This window comes from Paenalcaligenes sp. Me131, assembly GCF_050487225.1.
GTDB lineage: Bacteria > Pseudomonadota > Gammaproteobacteria > Burkholderiales > Burkholderiaceae_B > Paenalcaligenes.
Map to the genome: position 1 here is coordinate 397,264 of NZ_JBKQGY010000002.1, position 20,026 is coordinate 417,289.

Genomic DNA, 20,026 nt, shown 5'->3' on the forward strand with positions numbered 1-20,026 from the left:
GCTACATTCCTACAAAATTAGTCTCTATATCAGCGCCATCAAAACCACCACCCAACGCTCGAATCAGAGCCACACTCAGGCTTTGTGCTTGCACGGCAATATCCAGTTGCTGCTGCTTTTCATAAAGCAGGGCATCTTGGGCGCTTAGTACATTCAGATAATCAGTCAGGCCACTTTGATATTGCCGTGTTGCCACCTCATATGCGGCTTGTCTGGCTGCTAAGGTCTGCGTCTGAGCTTCACGTTGCGGCACTAAAGCCTCCAGTGAAATCATCTGCTCAGCCACCTCATGCACTGCCGATAACAAGGTGTGGTTGTATAGCTCTACCGCCTCATCCAACTCTGCTTGGCGGGTTCGTAAACGAGCGCGTAATCTACCAGCGTCAAATATGGGCAAACTAAACGCTGGCTCTATGCCATACATACGACTGCCAGCGTGTAACCAATCTGATAGGCCTACTGAAGTGCTTTGCTTCGCGAATCCAAAAAAAGCACGCAAACTAATATTGGGATAAAACTCAGCTTTAGCGACCTCCACATCGTGTGCTGCTGCTTCTACTCGCCAACGTGATGCCACCACATCAGGTCTACGCCCTAGCAGCTCCGCAGGGACCATTGCAGGCAAAATTTGCGCTGGTGCATATAACGATTGAGGGGCCGCATCGCCCAAGGCACCTACAGGTAAGCCCGCCAATGCGGTTAACGCATTACGCTGTAGACGTATTTGAGCCTCTAACTTCGCAATATTGCGTTCTGTAGCAGGCAGATCCCCTTGCGCTTGTTTCAGCTCGGTTTCCGTATCCAATCCAGCTCTGACTCGTTTTTCTACTAGATTCAACGTATGTACGCGTACGGCTAGTGCTTCTTGCATCAATCGCTTGGCTGCTAATAATCGTCCTAGCTCAAACCAATTCGCAGCAAGTCGGCTACTTAACACTAATCTGGCCTCTTGTACCTCTGCACTACGCGCAGCAGCCTCACCAAGAGCCGCCTGCAACGCAGCACGCTGCTCACCCCAAAAGTCGAAGGTATACCGCAGCTCAGTTCCTACTAATAAGGTAGAGCCATAATGTCCGGCCAAAGGTGCTCCGGCGTCGTATTGCTCGGCGTAACGTTTACGTTGCGCCGTGAACTGCGCATCCAACTCAGGGCCTTGCATTGCCTCACGCTGATCTACCCAGGCCATTGCTTGAGCTAAACGCGCTTGCGTTACTCGGACGTCTGGACTGGACGCTAACGCCTGCTCTATAAGTTGCGTTAATTCCTCATCTTGATAACGTTGCCACCAACGCTCTATCGGCCACGCAATATTCTGCTTCTGCGCCCCTACTTGTGCCGCTGTTAGCAACGGCGCACGTTCTGTTTGGTCTATGCCATTCATGTTGGCACACCCTGTTAATACGCCAATCAAGACGATATAAAGGATTACTATTTTCATACCCAACCTAACGGTGTTAGTTTTTTATCCATGATACACTAACACCGTTAGATTGAAACCCATGCAAGTACTGAGGCGTCGTATGAAAGCACCAAAAATTCAGCGAGAGCTAGTCATTCAAACTGCTCTACAACTGCTCAACCAAGAGGGGTTAGAAGGGCTCACCATGCGCAAACTGGCCCAAGCACTACATATACAAGCCCCCTCGCTGTATTGGCACTTTCAAAACAAACAAGCGTTGATTGATGGCATGGCTGATGCACTAGTGGCAGAAGTAGCCTGCAATATGGATGAGGCACAACCTTGGCAAACACAGGTACAGCACATTGCTGCTGAACTGCGCCACGCCTTGTTGCAATACCGTGATGGTGCTCGTGTATTTGCAGGGACTTATGTCGTCACCGACAACGTGCTGCGTACGAGCGAAGCTATGATAGCCGCCCTGATGAAAGCAGGCGCTGACGCCGAGTTAGCAGCCACCTCCAGCTTCAGCGTGACCTATTACGTATTAGGCCTAGTCATGGAAGAACAAGCCGTAGGACCAAACGGAACCCTAGACTTAACCGCTAGAAAACAAGAGTTTATGGCCCTGTCTCACGATAAATACCCACATAATTGGGCCGCACGTGAAACCATCTTCTCGGATGATTTCGATACGCGCTTTATCACTGGTTTAGACCTACTGCTTACCGGAATACAGCATAGATTACCGCCTGCTGTTTAGTACTCTGACTCCACCTGCCAATTAATGGGGATTTCGGCAATGCTGGCGGTGAACGGTAATGAGAGTACCGTTTGCACTACTGTTGCCACATCCTCAGGGCGTGTGATTTTGGCCTGAATATCAGCCGGCACATGCTCCGCCATATCCGTTGCAATGAACCCTGGGCATATGGCGGTTGCTCGTATGCCCTCTTTCTCACCACAATGCCGTATACCATGTGTCAGACTGAGCGCAGCCGCCTTACTCAAGGCATATAAAGATGCTTCTGCTGTGCGTACCCGCTTACCCGCTAGTGACGCCACGACAACAACGCGCGCCTGATCGGATTGTTTCAGGTAAGGCCATGCGTATTGTGTGATCCGACGTGGTGATTTCACATTCACCATGAGTAGATCATCTACCTCAGCCTCAGTCGCATCAATCACTGACGTACTACTCAAGATGCCTGCGTTATGCACCACCGCATCAATACCACCTAATTGTGCCGCCGCTGACGCTACCCATGCCTGTTCACTTTCAGGGTCTCGCGCATCGTAAGGGCTCCAATGCAATGCATCCCCCCAGTCGCCTAAGTCTGGCTGACTTCTGGAGCCCACACTCACACACCAGCCCGCGTGCAACAACTCTAGGGCGATAGCTTTTCCTAGCCCGCGGGAGCCACCACTGACCAACGCCACCCGTTTTTTTGTGTGCTGGTTCATGGTCGTTTATCCAAGAAGCCCGACAACAACGACCGGGTATTGGCTCGCAGTGCATCAATCACATAGCCACCCTCTTGAATAAAAAGTGTGGGTAGATTCAATTGCGCCAAGCTCGCTCCCAGCACAGAGTAATCCACCGTATCTAAACAGAGATTGCCAAACGGATCACCCCTGAAGGTGTCATAACCTGCTGCGATAATTAATGCCTCAGGATGGAAGTCAGCAATACGCTGTAAAGCACGTTCAAACTGCGGCCTATATTGCGCAATTTCACTACCAGCGGCGATAGGAATATTCAGGTTGAACCCCTCACCGGCCCCCACACCGACTTCATCAGCATAGCCGCAGATAAACGGAAAGATCACGTCTGGATCGCCGTGTATGGAAATCGTCAGTACATCGTCTCGGTCGTAGAACAACTGCTGGGTGCCATTGCCGTGGTGCACATCTATGTCTAAGACAGCCACGCGAGCAAATCGTGAACGTAAGCGCTCTACAGCCAAAGCCGCATTCGCAATAAATGAGCCGCCCATAGCCATATCACGCATGGCATGGTGACCACTAGGACGCGACAACACATACACCTCGCGCTCACCATCCAACATAGCCTGCGCCCCACTGACTGCCGTTTCTGCTCCAGAGTGCACATGCTTCCACGTATCTGCCACTACTGGTGAGGCACCATCGCCTAAGTAATAACCGGCTTTAGCCACAGGCAAACTACCTTTCATTTCTGGGAAGTAACGGTTAGGCCAAATATTAGGCCGCACCTCAAACGAGGCATCCGCTCGTTGGCTCCACTCTGCTGCAGCCGTTTGTAAATAATGCAGATAATCTTCTGCGTGCACCTGATGTAGCTCCGGCATCATCACGCTACCGGGCGACACATACACGCATTGCAGTTGCAAATCCTGCAAGGCAGCCTCAACTTGGGCGCCACGCCCCTGTGCATCGTGGTGTGGCTGCAGTCTGCCTCGCACTAACGCGTTACCTGTCCAATGGTGATCATGAAAAGGCGATATATAAGCTTTCATTGTGTAGATCCATCCAAACGTTTATTTCCAATCCCTACCCGGCATGGCATCAATCAATGCCCGCGTGTAAGGATGTTGAGGTGACTGCAATACCTCTATGGCATCGCCTTGTTCTACGATCTCTCCGTGCTGCAAAACAATAATGCGCTCACACAACTGCGCCGCCACTCGCAGGTCATGAGTAATGAACAGCATGGATAAAGACAGCTCGGTTTTCAGCTCATTAAGCAGCTTCAACACTTGTTCTTGTACCGACACATCCAGCGCTGATACCGGCTCATCGGCAATAATGAGTTCTGGATTCACCGCAATCGCTCGTGCAAACCCCAAACGCTGGCGTTGCCCACCCGAGAACTCATGTGGAAAGCGTTCTAGTGCTGCCTCATCCAAACGCACAATACGCAATAGCTCTTTAGCACGCGCCAGCGCCTTGTCTCGTGAAATACCTTGCGCCATCATGCCCGCTGTCAAAATGGATGAAACACGATGACGGGGGTTCAACGAGCTATACGGGTCTTGGAAAATCATCTGTACTCGTCGGCGCAAACTCTTATCTTCAAACGCCTGCGCCTTAAGTAAATCTACCCCTTGCATGTCGGCATGGCCCGCATCAGCAGGGATCAACCCTGCCAAAATACGGCCAATGGTAGATTTTCCCGACCCTGACTCGCCTACCAGCCCTACCGTTTCTCCCTTACGTATGGTGAAGCTCACGCCTTTCACCGCTTGAAAGTGCTGTTCTGGTTTAAATAAACTACCTCGTTTGATATAGGTTTTTCGCAGACCTTCTACTTTCAACAAGGTGTCTGCTGCCAAAGCCGTGTCAGGCAGTTCCGGGGGAACCGAAGAAGGCACCGCATCTAACAATGCCTGTGTATAAGCCTCTTGTGGGTGACTCAATACCTGAGCAGCATCGCCTTGCTCCACAATGCGCCCGCCTTTCATCACCACAACACGATCAGCTATTTCCGACACTACACCAAAGTCGTGCGTGATGAACAGTACGCCCAATCCTTTACGCTGCTGTATTTCTATCAGCACGCGTAGAATCTGCGCTTGAGTGGTCACATCCAACGCGGTAGTAGGCTCATCCGCAATGAGAATTTCTGGCTCTAGCGCCAAGGCCATCGCAATCATCACACGCTGGCGTTGCCCACCAGAGAGCTGGAATGGGTACGAACCCGCCACACGGGCATGATCAGTTAGCCCTACCGACTGTAATAGCTCGGCCACCCTAGCCTGCATTTGCTCGGACGACATGTGCGTATGCTCACGCAGTGTTTCTAGCACCTGCTCACCACAGCGCATCAACGGATTCAACGCACTCAGTGGTTCTTGGAAAATCATCGAAATACGGCAACCCCGTATTTTCCGAAGCACGGCCAGCGACTGCCCTAGCAAAGGTTGATCACCCAGCTGTATGTCGCCTTGCGTGACTGACAGCCCGCGCGGTAATAACCCCAACACCGCATGTGCTAGCGTGGATTTTCCTGAGCCTGATTCTCCCACTACACACACCACTTCACCTGGACGCACGCGTAGCGATACATCTTCCACTGCGAAGGCTCTATCGCCCCCTTTAGGTAAGGCAATACGGATGTTTTCAATAATCAGTTCTGCGCTCATCATCCTTCCTTACGATGCAGTTTGGGGTTCAAGGCGTCATTCAGCCCTTCACCTACTAGGTTCACCGCCAGCACTGTCATGAAAATTGCCAAACCGGGGAATAAACACATCCACCACGCTAAGCGCAGCAAGGAACGGGATGCCCCCACCATGTAACCCCAGCTCATCAGGTTAGGATCACCCAAGCCTAGAAAGCTCAATGCACTTTCTAGCAAGATGGCATTAGCCACCATGAGCGACGCCATCACAATCAACGGTGACAAGCAATTAGGCAAAATTTCCACCAACACAATGCGTAGTTTGGTGAGCCCTTGCACCAATGCTGCTTCTACGAATTCACTAGACTTCAATCGCATGAATTCAGCGCGCACTAATCGTGCAATAGGTGGCCAACTCACTAACCCCACGGCAGCGACCACCGACCACAGCGATGGCTGGAAGATAGCGACGAACAAGATCGCTAGAAAGAAACTAGGTATGGTTTGAAAAATCTCCGTCAGGCGCATCAACGCTTCATCCATACGCCCACCAAAAAAACCTGCTGGCACACCTACCAACAACCCTATGGATACGGCCACTAACGTTGCTGCACACCCCACCAACAATGAGGCACGAGCACCGTGGGCAATACCAGAGGCAATATCGCGCCCCATAGAGTCCGTACCCAACCAATGGCCCGGCTCTTCAAACGGTTTTAGAAAAGGAGCAGCATCCGCATCCCACGGATTACCAGGGAATAACCATGGTGCAAACAGCGCCACTAGAATCACCAGTGCCAAGACAACTAACCCTGCTACCGCCCCGCTGTTTTTTGTAAAACGCTTACATAATCCACGCATCAGGCACCTCGCATACGTGGATCAACCACGACATACAGCAAATCTGTCAGCAAATTCAGCACTACCACCACGACAGAGGTACAAAAGAACACCCCTAGCAAGATCTGATAATCACGCTGCATCAATGCATCAAATGCCAATCTCCCTACGCCAGGCCACGCAAATACGGTCTCTACCAGCACCGAACCACCGATGAGCTGACCTGCTTGCAAACCCGCCAACGTAATCACTGGCAACACCGCATTACGCAACTGGTGTACCCAGACGACGCGAGACGATGACAAGCCCTTTGCCCATGCTGTTTTGACGTAGTCCGCCATTTGCACTTCGTTCATAGAAGCGCGCGTCATACGGGTATAGAGCGCAACGTTAAAAGCACCTAACGTCACGATGGGTAAGAACGCATGATGGGCAATATCTAGCCAGCGCGATACACCGGTTAAGGTAGACCCCATTTTTTCAAAGCCAAACGGCGGGAACCACGGCACATACACCGAGAAGATCAGCACCAGCATTAGCCCTACCCAGAAGATGGGTGTGGCATAAAACGCCAAAGAAGCGGCGGTAATTGCTGAGTCTTTCCATGTGCCTCTATAGCGGCTGGCTAATACGCCTAACAGCACACCTAATATCAACGACAATGCAAAGGCCGGTAATGCCAAAATCAAGGTGGCAGGCAACCTGTCTGCAATCAAATCCCACACAGGTTGTTGCTGCCTATAACTGAAGCCCAAATCAAAACTTGCCATGGACTTCAAGTAGCTACCCAATTGCACAATCACCGGTTGGTCTAAGTTGAACTCCTTGCGCAGTTGATCCAAAAACTGTTGATCCGAGGCACCAGCCTCCCCAGCCAGAACACTGACTGGGTCGCCTGGGGCCATACGTACCAACGTGAAGTTAATCACCAGTACTGCTACCAACACCGTCAAGGATTTCAGCAGAACAGGAATGGCTGCCAACACATACCTCATGTAGTGCTCCTGTTACGGTTCCAGATAGGTGGTCGCAAAGTTCTCAGCCACTCCAATCGCGGAGGTGGTGACGTTTTTCACTTTGCTATTGGTAATGGTGGGGAATGACAGCTCTACCAGCCAAATAGCAGGCGAGTCCTCCAGCAACAGCGCGTTGGCTTGCTCGTAGAGCGCCTTGCGTTTGGCCTGATCGTTTTCTACCGCTGCGGCGGCAAACAATCTATCCACTTCAGGGTTCTCGTAGCCCGATGCATTGCTGCCATAAATACCCTGACGAATGTTGTTACTCAAGTAGGTACGGTCTACGCCCAAGGCCGGATCCGAGTACTGATACAAGTACACCACGACCATCTCGAAGTCCCAGTCGGCATAACGTCGTGCCCAGTTCCCCGCATCGGTACTTTCTAACACCACCTCTACCCCCACTTTAGAGAGCGAGTTTTTGATGTACTCAGACACCTTATTCCACGTATCACCGTAGGGCAGCCCTAACAGTTTCACCGTGGCACGCTTACCGTCTGCATCAGGTTTTAACCCCATTTCATCCAGCAAAGCGATGGCTTTATCTGGATTAAATTCATAACCAGTCGCATCGTTGTCGTGATACTTAGTGACTGAAGAAATTGGCCCTGTGGCAGGTCGTGCGGCACCAAAGAAAATACGCTTGGCGATAAAGTCTTTATCAATGGCGTATTGCATAGCCTGACGGAATCGTTTGTCGGCCAATGGGCCATCGCGGTGATTCAGCTCTATAAAGGCTTGAGGGCCTGCAAACTCATAGCCCTTGTGGGTAATAGCCAGGTCTGGATTACCTTGCAACTGGGGCAAAAAGGCAAAATCAATATCCCCAAAACTGGCTACTTGCACTGAACCATTTTCCAACGCCAACAACCGTGATGCGGCATCAGGAATCACCTGAAAATAAATGCTATCCAGATACGGCAAACCTTCCTGCCAATACTGATCATTACGAACCACTTGCACATAACGACCACGCTGCCACTCTTTAAATTTAAACGGCCCTGTACCAATAGGCGTTTGGTTCGCAGGGTTGTTGCGATAGTCTGTGCCTTTGTACAAATGCGCAGGCATCATGGGGGCGCTAGACACTTCTAGCGTATTGATGAACGGTGCAAACGGCTCTTTCAACGTGATGACTACCGTATGCTCATCAGGAAGCTCTATACGCTCTACGCGAGACAGATTCGCCCGTGCTCGTGAGTGAGTATCGGCCAACATATCTTGCAATGAGAAACGCACATCTTCAGAGGTAAACGGCTGACCATCGTGCCACGTCACCCCTTCTTGCAAGTGAAAGGTATAAGTCAAACCATCTGGACTAATTTCCCACGATTTAGCTAGGCCAGGTTGCGGGTTCAGTTCAAAATCGTAGGTAAGCAATCCTTCGTAGATTTTCCCTGCGGCGATCTGCGTAGGGGTTTGTTGATTCAGCGCGTAAATCAGAGAAGGCGGTTCTGGATTCAGAATCACGTTTATAGAACCGCCTGCCGTTTGCGCCACGCTATGGCTTGCTACTGCCAATGCGGCACACCCTAATGCGCTTTGCCACCATGTCATTGTGCTCTTCATTGTCTGCTCCTTATCGTTGTATAGGGACGCCTGCCTTATAAACAGTGCGTTTTCCACGGGATGTATCCCCCGTTTTCAAAGCTAGTTCACCGCATTGATCTGCTGCAATTGCTGCTGCAATACCTCCATAAATAGGCTGACGTGCTCCTTGGCAAATACCAAAGGCGGTCGTATTTTCAGTGCGTCATTTTTCTGCCCACACGTACCTATTAAGATGCCTTCTTGGCGTAACCCATTGACCAGCAGCACCGCCAATTCTGAAGCGGTATGTGTGTCGTTCCCCTGCAAAGCAATAGACCAATACAAGCCAGAGCCTCGCACGGCCTGCACCAGTTCATGAGTGGTCAGTGCATGCAAGTGTTGGCCTAAGTCATTGCCTACTTGCTGCACATGCTGGGTGGCATTTAATTTATGCAGCTCGTGCAGCACAGCCAACCCTACGGCTGCCGATACGGTGTTGCCCCCAAAGGTGTTGAAGTAGCGACAACGCGTGCCGAAATCGTGCAACCACTGCTCTCTCACGACGACGGCGCCTATAGGATGCCCATTGCCCATAGGCTTACCCAAAGTCACCATGTCGGGAATCACATCGTCTTGCTGAAAAGCCCACCACTGGCCGCCCACTCGGGCAAAGCCACCCTGCACCTCATCTGCAATAAATAAACCGCCGTGCTGACGCACGACTTTTGCTGCTGCGGCCAATACACCTTGGCTGGGTAGATACAGCCCATCACTGGCAAAAACGGTGTCCACCATGAGTGCACACACCGGCACACCTTTAGCTGCCAGACGCTGCGCAGCCGCATCCACCACTGCAGCAAATTCACTGGCAATTTCAGTTGCACTGCCCTGCAAACTGGTGGGTGCTGGTACAACCTCCACATGCTCGGCCACAGGTCGTAGCGAGGGCGACATATCGGCCAATAAACTGGTCACGCCGTGATAGGCATTTTGTGTCACGATCACCCCGCGTCTGCCTGTCACTTCGTGGGCAATACGCAGTGCCAAGTCGTTGGCTTCACTGCCTGTGCACGTAAAGACAGCACGGTTCAACTCTTTGGGAAATAGTGCAAGCAGTTGCTCGGCATACGCCACCACGTTTTCATGCAAGTAACGCGTATGGGTATTCAAAATACTGGCCTGCTGAGTCATGGCCTGTACAACTGCGGGATTAGCATGACCCACTACTGGCACGTTGTTGTACATATCTAGATAGCGTTTGCCATCTATATCTTCCAACCATACGCCTTCACCTCGCACCAAATGCACGGGCTGTTCATAGAACAACCGGTAGGCAGTACCTAAGACTTTTCGTCTTTCCAATAAAGATGTATTCGTTGTCATTGCTGCTCTGCTCCTGTTCGGGAGGGCTCCCAGAACGTCATTAACTGTTTGAACAATGCTTCGGCCTCTGACCTACTGCGCAAGATATAGGTGCTGTTGGCAGGAAACTGAGCGGCGCGCCACGACGTAATCACAATGCGCTGCACCAACCGCGCCATCACTAAATCTATGACGGCAGTACGCTCTTGCTCGGTCAGCTCCAATACTTCGCCATACCCCGCCATCACGGCATCCAAAACCGCTAACGGGTTTTCCCCTCTGCTCATTTGGTACGATGCGGCGACTGCCAACTCAGCAATACGCGGGGCGTACACCATGTCCCCAAAATCCAGCACCCCTACTACCCGTCTACCTTCGGCACAGCTCAACATATTGCTGGGCGATAGATCGTTATGAATGACCTGCTGTGGCAAGGTCTGTAAGAACGGTTGTATCTGCTGCTCAAACTGCTGCATAAATCGTTGCACGGCATCATGTAGCGCAGGCTGCTCAATCACCGAAAGCATAGGTTTCAGCAATGGCAACTGCGTGACATCCCACAAAAATGGTCGATGAGCGCCCACATGTGTAAAGGGCTGCATCGCACAGGTGAGTTGTGCTGTGGCCCGACCTATGTCACGCCATACCTCAGGCTCAGCTTTCAATTGGCTACCAGGTGAACCGTCTAAATAGCTGTAAGCCCGCACTCGTACCGCACCGTCAGACAACTCTATATCTAACCAGTCTTGCGACGTCAGGCTAGACGGGATATGCACGGGCACTTCCCGCTCAAAATGATGCTCAGCAAAATGCTTGAGTACCGCCACCTGCATAGCAATTTCTTCGGTGCTTTCTGCATGGTTGATGAACTTCAGCGTCAGACAACGGCCAGCGTCGCTGCGCACCATAAAGTTTCTATCCCGCTCCCCGCTTAGAGCTTTGATCTCTTGCGCACCACCAAAATGGCTTCGCATCACACATAAGGCCTCATCGTGGCTCACATGCGGGGGCGAGGTGGTTAGCAATGCATTGGTCACAGCAATCGCCGAGTTTTTGGACGGCACAAAAGTGGTCATAGCATCTACACAAAGAAATGATTATTTTTGATGCATGATACATCATAAATTTTTTCAATCTTAATGATCGTTAACCCTATTGGGGTTGAACCCGGCAAAATACGTCTAAAATGTTTTATGATGCATCAACAAAGAAAAACCGCAGTCTGTAGATGCGGTATCCTGTGGCTTCTTTCTGCTGGCTTTTTATTCTTTAGCGACCATGTCACCTCCTGCCCCTACTACACCCACTTTCAGCACGGTCAAACACGAAAACATGGGAAGTCAGGTGTACCTGATTCTTTCTCTTGCCTTAATAGAAGGTAGGCTCAAACCTGGTGAGCGTTTGCGCATTCGTGAGTTAGCCGAGGAAATGGGTACTAGCGTTACGCCTGTACGTGATGCCATTTTGCGCTTGGTGCAGGATGGGGCATTGATTATGCGTAGCGCACGAGACATCAGAGTGAAGCAGATCTCGCTGGCTGAGTACCTTGAGATCCGTGACATACGGCTGGAACTAGAAGGTATGGCCGCCGCCCGAGCCGCAGAAAAAGCCACGCCTGCCGATGTAGAACGCCTAGAACAATTAATTACTGAAAATGAAGATGCCATTAAACAAGGCGAACTCATTACGGCAACGGGGCTCAATCAACGCTTTCACTTTGAATACTGCAAAATTGCCGATATGCCTATCCTGCTGGATATCTTGCGCAGACTGTGGCTCAAGATGGGGCCACTGATTGCCGAGGTCTATAGCGATGGCGGCCGTGACATGATTGATGGCCACTACGCCTTGATTGACGCGATGCGTAATCGTGACGGCCAAGCAGCGCGTATTGCGGTGCAAACCGATATTTTGTCTGGCGGGCAAGCCATCCTAGAACTCAAACGTCGCCAAGAACTCTAAAAGCACACAACGTTAAACATATACAAACAGCCACAAACTCCCTACGTTAGGCGTTGGATTCACCCTGTAAATTCCTCTACAATGAATTGACAGCGGCCCTGTTTAGTACACGTGGCAGGGTCTTAGATTCAACAGAGTTTTTCAACACCAGCGTCGGAGCTCATGTCCTCTACAAACCCACAACCACAAGCTGTGGTAGCACCCATTACGCGCAGCGCTATCTACATTGTTGCCACTCTGGCTCCTAGCTCTGAACAAGACGACAAAATCCGCGCCTTATGCGGCAACTTGGCGGCTTTGGTACGTTCAGTAGGTCACCGCGTTTCTACAGGCCACCTTTCCTGTGTCTGTGGTTTCAGCGATAACGGCTGGGATCGTCTGTTTGGCAACCCCCGCCCTGCTGATCTGCACCCTTTCCGCGAATTTCACGCGGGCGATCGTCAAGCACCTGCTACGCCAGGCGACATTTTGTTCCACATCCGTGCCGAACAAATGGATCTGTGCTTCGAGCTAGCTACCCAAATCATGAATCAATTGGGCGATGCCATCACAGTGGTAGACGAAGTACACGGTTTCCGTTATTTCGACATGCGCAGCATGGTAGGTTTTGTGGATGGCACCGAAAACCCAGCAGGCCAAGAAGCCGCTGACTTCACTCTGATTGGTGATGATGACCCTGACTTCGCCGGCGGCAGCTACGTGTTAATACAAAAGTACCTACACGATATGGATGGCTGGAACCAACTGCCTGTAGAAACTCAAGAACGCATTATTGGCCGCACCAAGCTCTCTGATATTGAGCTAGATGATGCGGTGAAACCTACCTCGTCACACAGCTCGTTGACCACGTTGGAAGACGAAAACGGCAACGAAATCAAAATTCTGCGCGACAACATGCCATTTGGTAAACCTGGCTCTGGTGAGTTTGGTACTTACTTTATCGGCTATGCCCGCAAGCCTGACCCTATAGAACAAATGCTGGAAAACATGGTGATTGGTCGCCCACCAGGCAACTACGATCGCCTGCTGGACTTCAGCCGCGCTGTCACCGGCGGCCTGTTCTTTGTACCTTCTGCCGAACTCATGGAAGAGCTGGAAGAACGCACACCCGACAGCCAACCTGAAGCCCCCCCAGCTGCTGACGCACCTGCCGCTGTCCCCCACAACGGCTCCCTGAACATTGGTTCTCTAAAAGGACAGTAATATGAACAACCTGCATCGTGAATTAGCCCCTATTTCCAGTGCCGCTTGGGAACAAATCGAGGAAGAAATAGCGCGCACCTTCAAGCGCTCTGTTGCTGCTCGCCGTGTCGTGGATTTAAAAGGCCCTAGTGGTGTTGAGCAATCTGGCGTGGGTACAGGTCATTTGTTGAACCTAACCTCCCCACACAAAGGTGTGAACGCCAAAGTGCGTGAAGTTAAAGCGTTGGTAGAGCTCACCGTACCCTTCGAGTTGCAACGCGACGAGATCGATAACGTAGAACGCGGCTCTAACGACTCCGACTGGCAACCTGCTAAAGATGCCGCCACAAAACTTGCCTTTGCTGAAGACCAAGCTATTTTTGATGGTTATAAAGCGGCTGGTATTCAAGGGATTCGCGAAGGTTCCTCTAACGCGGGTATCGCTCTGCCTAAAGACATCACCGACTACCCTGCTGCCATTGGTAAAGCGTTGCAGACACTACGTTTAGAAGGTGTGGATGGCCCTTACTCTGTGCTGTTGGGCGCTGATGCCTATACCGCGCTGACCGAAGCCAGCGACGGCGGCTACCCGGTTATCGAACACATTAAGCGCATTATCAGTGGCGACATCATTTGGGCACCCGCATTAAACGGTGGCTGCGTACTGTCTACCCGTGGTGGCGACTTTGAAATGCACCTAGGCCAAGAGCTGTCCATCGGCTACCAAAGCCATACAGACAAAGTGGTACGTTTGTACCTGCGCGAAACTCTGACTTTCTTGATGCTGACTAGCGAAGCATCGGTGTCTTTGACACTGAAAGCCTAAGCGTACCCAGCACTGGCATCCCACACGGTGATGCCATCCTCACAAAGGCGTGCCTCATCATGAGCACGCCTTTGTGTTTTCTGCTGTGCCTCTTCTCATCCGCACAACGCTTTGCAGGCAAGGGCGTATCTGTCGCATTTCGATGCCAGTACGCTGCATATTGCGGTTTCATCTCGCGACACACTTGTACCTAAACGTATTTCTGCCGCATAATCCCACGTTGTTATTGATAATCATTTCTATTTGTGGCGGTGGCATGAAAAGCCGTTCCCCCCGGCATAAAGGCTGGCTGGCACACTACACAGAGCTTATTAGCTCGTGGGCAAAAAAACACCCGCACTCTCCTGACGCCGAAGACGCGGTGCAGGATGTAGCGGTAAACATGATTCAGATGGAACACTCTGCCGTCGACTACATGCGTGCCTACTTATTTCGCAGCGCCATCAATGGCGTGAACCGCCAGCATATACAACGACAAAAAGTCAGCCTGCTCTCGCTGGATGAACTAGAGGAAGAAGATCACCCTCTGGTGTCCCATGTAGAAACAGATGCCTATGCCTCTGAGCTCACCCAGCGCGTACAGCACGCTCTGGCCGAGCTACCCGTCAAACAACAACAAGTTTTTGCATGGCACCGCTTAGAAGGCTGGACCGTGCCAGAAATTGCAGAACATATGCAACTTTCAGTCAGTAGTGTGGAAAAATACCTCAGTGCTGCCCTGCGACATCTTCAACAACGTTTACGCGAGTAGCACGCATAGAAGATGACAAAACGAGAACACCCTTACTCACTACCTATACCCGCTAATCCGGACGACGCTGCCAACTACTGGTTCACCCGTCGCCACGGTGGCTTGATGCAGCCTGGTGATGAAGAACAATTTCAGTATTGGTTGGCGAAAAGCGCTGCACACAAACAGGCGTATGACGATGTGTGCGCTGTGTGGCAACTGACCCAACGCGTACCTGATGCCGTGTTCAAAGCGGTGTTGCCCTCGCCCCCCGCCAAAGCCCCTAATCCGTCTAGACGCCAATTTTTATGGTGGGGCAGCGGTATGGCTGCGGCAGCCGTCACGGGTTTAGGCGTGCGCGCCTTGTGGCAAGACGAACCCATTCTGTTCCAAGAAAGTTATCAAACAGCACGTGGAGAACACCAAGAACTGCGATGGCTAGACGGCAGCACGGCATGGTTGAATACCGAAACCATGCTGCGCGTCATGTTCTCGGCCTCGCAACGCTTAGCCTTACTAGAGCAAGGTGAAGCTCTATTCAAAGTAGGCATGGATCAAGAGCGGCCTTTCTTGGTACGCACCAACCACGCTGAAATACACGCGTTGAATTCTGAATTTAGTGTGCGCCAAGACAATAACCAAACGGCCATTACCGTGTTGGCCGGTGAATTAGAGCTGCACTCAAATAACTGGTGGTCTCGTTCGCGTGCACTGCTACGCCCCAACCAGCAATTGCGTATTCCTGCTGAAGGCTCATGGAGCGACATTGAAGTGGTCAATGCTACTGCTGTCGCTGCGTGGCATCGCAATCAAGTGGTGTTTGATCGCACCCCACTACGCCACATCATCCACGAACTAAACCGGTACCGTGCACAGCCTATATTCTTGGATGCCCCTATGTACGAAGCATCCAGACTCAGTGGCGTGTTTGAGCTGAATCATATTGATGATTTCTTGCTACGTTTACCAACATTGATCCCTGTGACTGTGCTACGTCAGGCTAACGGCAGCATTCTGATCGTGGCTCGTAATAGCGCGTAAGCCGCGTCACGCCTCAAAAATACAAATAGTTACAATATATTAATGAGAATGATTACGGGTTTCATTGCTAATTCTACTCTCTGTAATAGAAGCAGTGATTGCATCATAGCGCCCACTGCCTGGGAAGGCCCGCCTCGCGGGCTCGCATGGAGCAATAGAGTAGAGCAACGTGAACAGCATCATCAACGCCACACCACTTACGTCTGAACAGACCCCCTCCTCGGTACACCAATCTAAAAAATGGGTTTTTGCCACGCTGCTATGCCTCAGTTGTGCCGTCGCACAACCCGTGAGTGCAGCAGAACAATCGGCACGCCATATCAGTATTCCGGCGCAACCCCTGACCACCGCCCTATTAGCCTTTGGTCAGCAAAACCATGTACAGATTTACTACCTTCCAGAAATGGTTGCGGGCTTGCAGGCCCCTGCTGTTGAAGGTACTTTCACGCCCCACGAAACGCTAAACCGCCTGATACAAGGCACTGGTTTGATTGTGGAATGGCAAGGCAATAGTGTGACATTGAGCCGCAATCTAGAAGGCTCGCCTAACCAATTGGCGCCTGTACGCGTACAAGGCTCTGCCAGCTCCACCACAGAAGGCACAGGCGAATACATCATGGCGGGCACCAGCAACACCGCTACCCGCCTGAACATGGATACCCAACATACGCCGCAATCCGTCAGCGTGATGACACGCCAACAAATGGATGACTTTGGGCTGACCAACTTCGATGAAGTTCTGAATTTCACCACAGGTATTACTGCCGCTACAGCATCCCCAGGGGGCGGATACCAGTTTCAGTCACGCGGTTTTTCTATCACCAACGTACAAGTAGATGGCATGCAAAGCAGCTATCGCTCGGCCGGTCGTGGTGCGTTTAACCCCATTTCCTTAGACATGGATTTGTATGACCGAGTGGAAGTAGTACGTGGTGCTACTGGTTTGCTGTCACCCACCGGTGAGCCTTCCGCTCTGATCAACCTGATTCGTAAACGTCCTCAAGCCACTTTTGGCGCACGTTTAAACACGCATATTGGGTCATGGAAAGACCGTCGCGTCACGGCTGATGTGACTGGCCCCCTGACTGAAGATGGCCGTTTGCGTATGCGCGTCATCGGTTCGCACAAAGCAGCGGATTCCTTTATTGATAGGACAAACAACAAGAGCAACCTGCTGTCCGGAATCATAGAGTTCGACATCACTGACAGCACGCTATTAACAGCGGGCTACGACTTCCAAAACTCAAAGCTTAACGGTGAGTCGAACATGGGTATCCCCCTGTTTGACTCTAACGGCGAGCGTATTGATGTCTCACGCTCCATGTCTCTCGCTCCAGATTGGACGTACTGGAACAAGCGTCATCAAAATGCGTTTATCTCTATTGAGCACGAGTTTGATAACGACTGGACAGCCAAAATTAGCTATAGCCATCAACGCGATGATGGCGATGCTGTGATTACGGGTTGGGGTGCAGGCGTGAACCCCGTAGTGAATCCTGACGGCTCAGGCGTAGGTATTCGTACCAACTTGGCGGCCGAAGGCTACCGACTACAAGACAACTTAGAACTGTCTGCTAGCGGCCCTTTCGAGTTGCTAGGTCGCCAGCACCAGTTGATGTTTGGGTTTAACGGTACACGCAAACGCGACACCTCATACACCATGAACATCAGCGATACCAATAACTGGTATATCCCAAACATTTATGATTGGGACGGTGCTATGCCTGAGCCTGTAGTGAGTCGCTCAGGCGCGTGGACACGCACCCACACACGTGAATACGGCTTTTTTGCAGGCACACGTTTAAACATTATTGATCCCCTGAACGTGATTCTGGGTATGCGGTTGTCGGACTACAAAACCTACCGCGACAACTACAACACCTCGGGTAACTTCACTGGCGTATCCGGCGAGCTGCGCAACAAAAACGAAATCACCCCGTACTTCGGTGTGACCTACGATTTTCTGCCTAACCTAACCGGTTACGCCAGCTACACACGCCTGTTCCAACCGCAAGGCTACAAAGACAAAGATGACAACTACCTAGACCCCATTACCGGTGAGAACCGTGAGTTGGGCTTAAAAGGGAGTTTGCTGGATGAAAAAGTGCAGTTCTCGGTATCGGCCTTCCAAACCAAGCAAAACAACTTGGCAGTACTAGACCCCTCAGTACCCGACGACTTCGTCTTACCTGACGGTAGCCGCCCTTATGTGTCTTCCGGCGCGGGTAACAAAACCAAAGGCTTTGAGATCGAGCTAAGTGGGGCGCTCACCAACAACTGGAACATGTTTGCCTCATACAGCTACGCCAGCACCAAAGATGGCAAAGGCGAACGCATCATGACCTACATTCCAAGCCGCACCTTCAGACTGGGTACTAACTACAGTTTCACTGGTGCACTGCAAGGTTTAAGTGCAGGTGCAACGATTAACTGGTTTGGCAAACGTGACCTGTGGACGGCTGGACGTGCTTACACCGCCAAAAACGGTAAAGCACTGGATGCCACACACAGCAGTTATGCTGTTGTTGGCTTGCATGCTAACTACCGCATCAACTCACACTGGAACGCCAGACTGACCGTGAACAACGTCTTTAACAAGCGTTATTACGACAACTTTGTGATTTTCCGTGCCCGTTACGGCGCACCACGTAACGTCTATCTGTCTGTTGATTATCAGTGGTAATCCCAACTTTTTTGAGTCTACCCCTATGACACCGTTTACTGCCCGTCCCTTTGCTCGTGGTTTATACCTCGCCATCGTACTAGGCTTATCAGCCACGCATGTGCACGCTAAAACCCCACCGCAACCTGCCTACCAACCCGTAACGGAAGCCCAGATTGTGCAGCAACCTACTGCCAAAGAAGTGCTGGAAATCGTGTACAGCCCTAGCCAAGCTAGCCTGTACGTGTCGTCCCCCAACTGGCAAGACGAAACCTTGTCGCGCACTCTGGTGCTAGACCCTAAAACCTTGGCGATTCAAGGTGAGATCCCCATGGAGGTAAAAAGCTTCGGGATTGCCTTGGATGATGCGGCCAACCGCTTGTACCTTACACAAGGTTTTAACGGCAGCATCGCCGTGGTGGACACCAGCACCAACACCGTGCTGAAACGCATTCCTATACAAGACAAAATCAACTTCCAAGACACCATTGCTGCCGCTGACTTCGGTCAAGAGCGCAAAGACGGCCTGTTGAAAATGTTGGAGCGTTTTAAAGTCACCGACGACTACCAATACAAAACACGCGAACTGGTTGTGGATAAGAAAAACCACCGCTTGTTTGCACCGGGCTTGGGCTTAGGTTTTGACAGCGTGCTGTTCGTGGTGAACACCGATAGCTTAGAGCTAGAAAAAGTAATGCCAGGCTTTGGCTATAACGTTGCTGGCATCACCGTAGACGAAGCCAACAACCGCGTATTTGTCGCAAACATGCAAGGCCAGATCATGGTGGTAAATAGCCAAACGCTAGAAATTGACGACGTGTGGGAAGTACAAGCCGATCAGTTGCTGAACTTGGTGTACGACCCAGCTCAAAACCGCTTGTTTGGTGTGGACCAAGGCATTGATAGAGATGCCCCACGCAACCTGCACTTAGAGCGTGAGTACACACGACGCAGCCCTGGTCATCAGGTGTTTGTGCTGAATGCTGAAAACGGCGAGACCTTAGCTGTGATGCCTACAGGCGAAGTGCCTATTGGTCTGCGCTTTGATGAAGCCTCTCAACGTTTGTTTGTGGCAAACCGTGGTGGCGTACGTGAAGAAGAAGGTAAGGGTTCGGTCAGCATTTTTGACACCGTAACCTACCAACCTTTGCAAACCATTGAGCTAACCCCACACCCTAATAGCGTGGAATACATCCCTTCTGAAAAAGCGCTGTATGTATCGGTCAAAAATGACGGCAACAGCAAAAAAGCAGAAACACCAGAAAGCATGGTGCGTATCCAGTTCTAACCGCAGTTCCTAGCAGTGACACGATTTGATTAACTACTTGACGGTAGCTTTCCTCCCCACTTTGTGGGGAGGTTTTTTTTGCGTAC

At 51.3% G+C, this 20,026-nt stretch carries 17 protein-coding genes; 8 read left to right on the forward strand and 9 right to left on the reverse strand.

The features are described from left to right. Window position 1 precedes the first annotated feature (1 nt). On the reverse strand, window positions 2-1,438 hold the full coding sequence (locus tag ACLPHM_RS09970; protein ID WP_430221083.1) for an efflux transporter outer membrane subunit: 1,437 nt from the start codon (window positions 1,436-1,438) through the stop codon (window positions 2-4). Between the two features lie 82 nt (window positions 1,439-1,520). On the opposite strand from ACLPHM_RS09970, the gene ACLPHM_RS09975 reads away from it, so the two are divergent. After that, the gene (locus ACLPHM_RS09975) at window positions 1,521-2,162 is read left to right on the forward strand and encodes a TetR/AcrR family transcriptional regulator C-terminal domain-containing protein (protein WP_135862575.1); all 642 of its coding nucleotides are present in this window, start codon (window positions 1,521-1,523) and stop codon (window positions 2,160-2,162) included. On the opposite strand, the gene ACLPHM_RS09980 is transcribed toward ACLPHM_RS09975, so the two are convergent. From ACLPHM_RS09980 to ACLPHM_RS10015, 8 genes are all read right to left on the reverse strand, one after another. Continuing rightward, window positions 2,159-2,863 carry an SDR family NAD(P)-dependent oxidoreductase gene (locus ACLPHM_RS09980; RefSeq protein WP_430221084.1) on the reverse strand — a complete coding sequence of 235 codons (705 nt, stop codon included), beginning with the start codon at window positions 2,861-2,863 and terminating at the stop codon, window positions 2,159-2,161. The two genes, ACLPHM_RS09975 and ACLPHM_RS09980, sit on opposite strands and share 4 nt — an antisense overlap. After that, the gene (locus ACLPHM_RS09985; RefSeq protein ID WP_430221086.1) at window positions 2,860-3,897 is read right to left on the reverse strand and encodes a histone deacetylase family protein; all 1,038 of its coding nucleotides are present in this window, start codon (window positions 3,895-3,897) and stop codon (window positions 2,860-2,862) included. The genes ACLPHM_RS09980 and ACLPHM_RS09985 overlap by 4 nt, the downstream gene beginning before the upstream one ends. Window positions 3,898-3,918: 21 nt before the next feature. Next, complete coding sequence (locus tag ACLPHM_RS09990) at window positions 3,919-5,526, reverse strand: ABC transporter ATP-binding protein (protein WP_430221087.1); 1,608 nt, start codon at window positions 5,524-5,526, stop codon at window positions 3,919-3,921. Beyond that, window positions 5,523-6,362: an ABC transporter permease gene (locus ACLPHM_RS09995; RefSeq protein ID WP_135862568.1), complete on the reverse strand. Its 840-nt coding sequence runs from the start codon at window positions 6,360-6,362 to the stop codon at window positions 5,523-5,525. Before ACLPHM_RS09995 ends, ACLPHM_RS09990 begins: the two co-directional genes overlap by 4 nt. After that, complete coding sequence (locus ACLPHM_RS10000; protein ID WP_430221088.1) at window positions 6,362-7,336, reverse strand: ABC transporter permease; 975 nt, start codon at window positions 7,334-7,336, stop codon at window positions 6,362-6,364. The genes ACLPHM_RS09995 and ACLPHM_RS10000 overlap by 1 nt, the downstream gene beginning before the upstream one ends. A gap of 12 nt (window positions 7,337-7,348) precedes the next feature. Beyond that, window positions 7,349-8,926 (reverse strand): ABC transporter substrate-binding protein, encoded by a 1,578-nt coding sequence (locus ACLPHM_RS10005; protein ID WP_430221089.1) that lies wholly within the window; start codon window positions 8,924-8,926, stop codon window positions 7,349-7,351. An 81-nt stretch (window positions 8,927-9,007) separates the two neighbouring features. Next, a complete protein-coding gene (locus ACLPHM_RS10010; protein WP_430221090.1) occupies window positions 9,008-10,270 on the reverse strand; it encodes an aspartate aminotransferase family protein in 1,263 nt (420 codons plus the stop codon). Further along, window positions 10,267-11,325 (reverse strand): phosphotransferase, encoded by a 1,059-nt coding sequence (locus ACLPHM_RS10015; protein WP_430221091.1) that lies wholly within the window; start codon window positions 11,323-11,325, stop codon window positions 10,267-10,269. Before ACLPHM_RS10015 ends, ACLPHM_RS10010 begins: the two co-directional genes overlap by 4 nt. A 202-nt stretch (window positions 11,326-11,527) precedes the next feature. Here ACLPHM_RS10015 and ACLPHM_RS10020 point away from each other — a divergent pair, with 202 nt between their 5' ends. The 7 genes from ACLPHM_RS10020 (at window position 11,528) to ACLPHM_RS10050 (ending at window position 19,940) form a co-directional block, all read left to right on the forward strand. Next, window positions 11,528-12,211 (forward strand): GntR family transcriptional regulator, encoded by a 684-nt coding sequence (locus tag ACLPHM_RS10020; RefSeq protein ID WP_430221092.1) that lies wholly within the window; start codon window positions 11,528-11,530, stop codon window positions 12,209-12,211. A gap of 162 nt (window positions 12,212-12,373) precedes the next feature. Next, window positions 12,374-13,414, forward strand: coding sequence for a Dyp-type peroxidase (locus tag ACLPHM_RS10025; protein ID WP_430221093.1), 1,041 nt, complete (start codon window positions 12,374-12,376; stop codon window positions 13,412-13,414). Between the two features lies 1 nt (window position 13,415). Continuing rightward, window positions 13,416-14,219 carry a family 1 encapsulin nanocompartment shell protein gene (locus ACLPHM_RS10030; protein ID WP_430221094.1) on the forward strand — a complete coding sequence of 268 codons (804 nt, stop codon included), beginning with the start codon at window positions 13,416-13,418 and terminating at the stop codon, window positions 14,217-14,219. Between the two features lie 256 nt (window positions 14,220-14,475). Continuing rightward, on the forward strand, window positions 14,476-14,970 hold the full coding sequence (locus ACLPHM_RS10035) for an RNA polymerase sigma factor (RefSeq protein ID WP_430221095.1): 495 nt from the start codon (window positions 14,476-14,478) through the stop codon (window positions 14,968-14,970). Between the two features lie 12 nt (window positions 14,971-14,982). Then, window positions 14,983-15,990, forward strand: coding sequence for a FecR family protein (locus tag ACLPHM_RS10040; RefSeq protein WP_430221096.1), 1,008 nt, complete (start codon window positions 14,983-14,985; stop codon window positions 15,988-15,990). A gap of 169 nt (window positions 15,991-16,159) precedes the next feature. Then, entirely contained in the window at window positions 16,160-18,673 is a 2,514-nt protein-coding gene (locus tag ACLPHM_RS10045) for a TonB-dependent siderophore receptor (protein ID WP_430221097.1), read from the forward strand. Between the two features lie 25 nt (window positions 18,674-18,698). Further along, on the forward strand, window positions 18,699-19,940 hold the full coding sequence (locus tag ACLPHM_RS10050; RefSeq protein ID WP_430221098.1) for a YncE family protein: 1,242 nt from the start codon (window positions 18,699-18,701) through the stop codon (window positions 19,938-19,940). The last annotated feature ends 86 nt before the right edge of the window (window positions 19,941-20,026 follow it).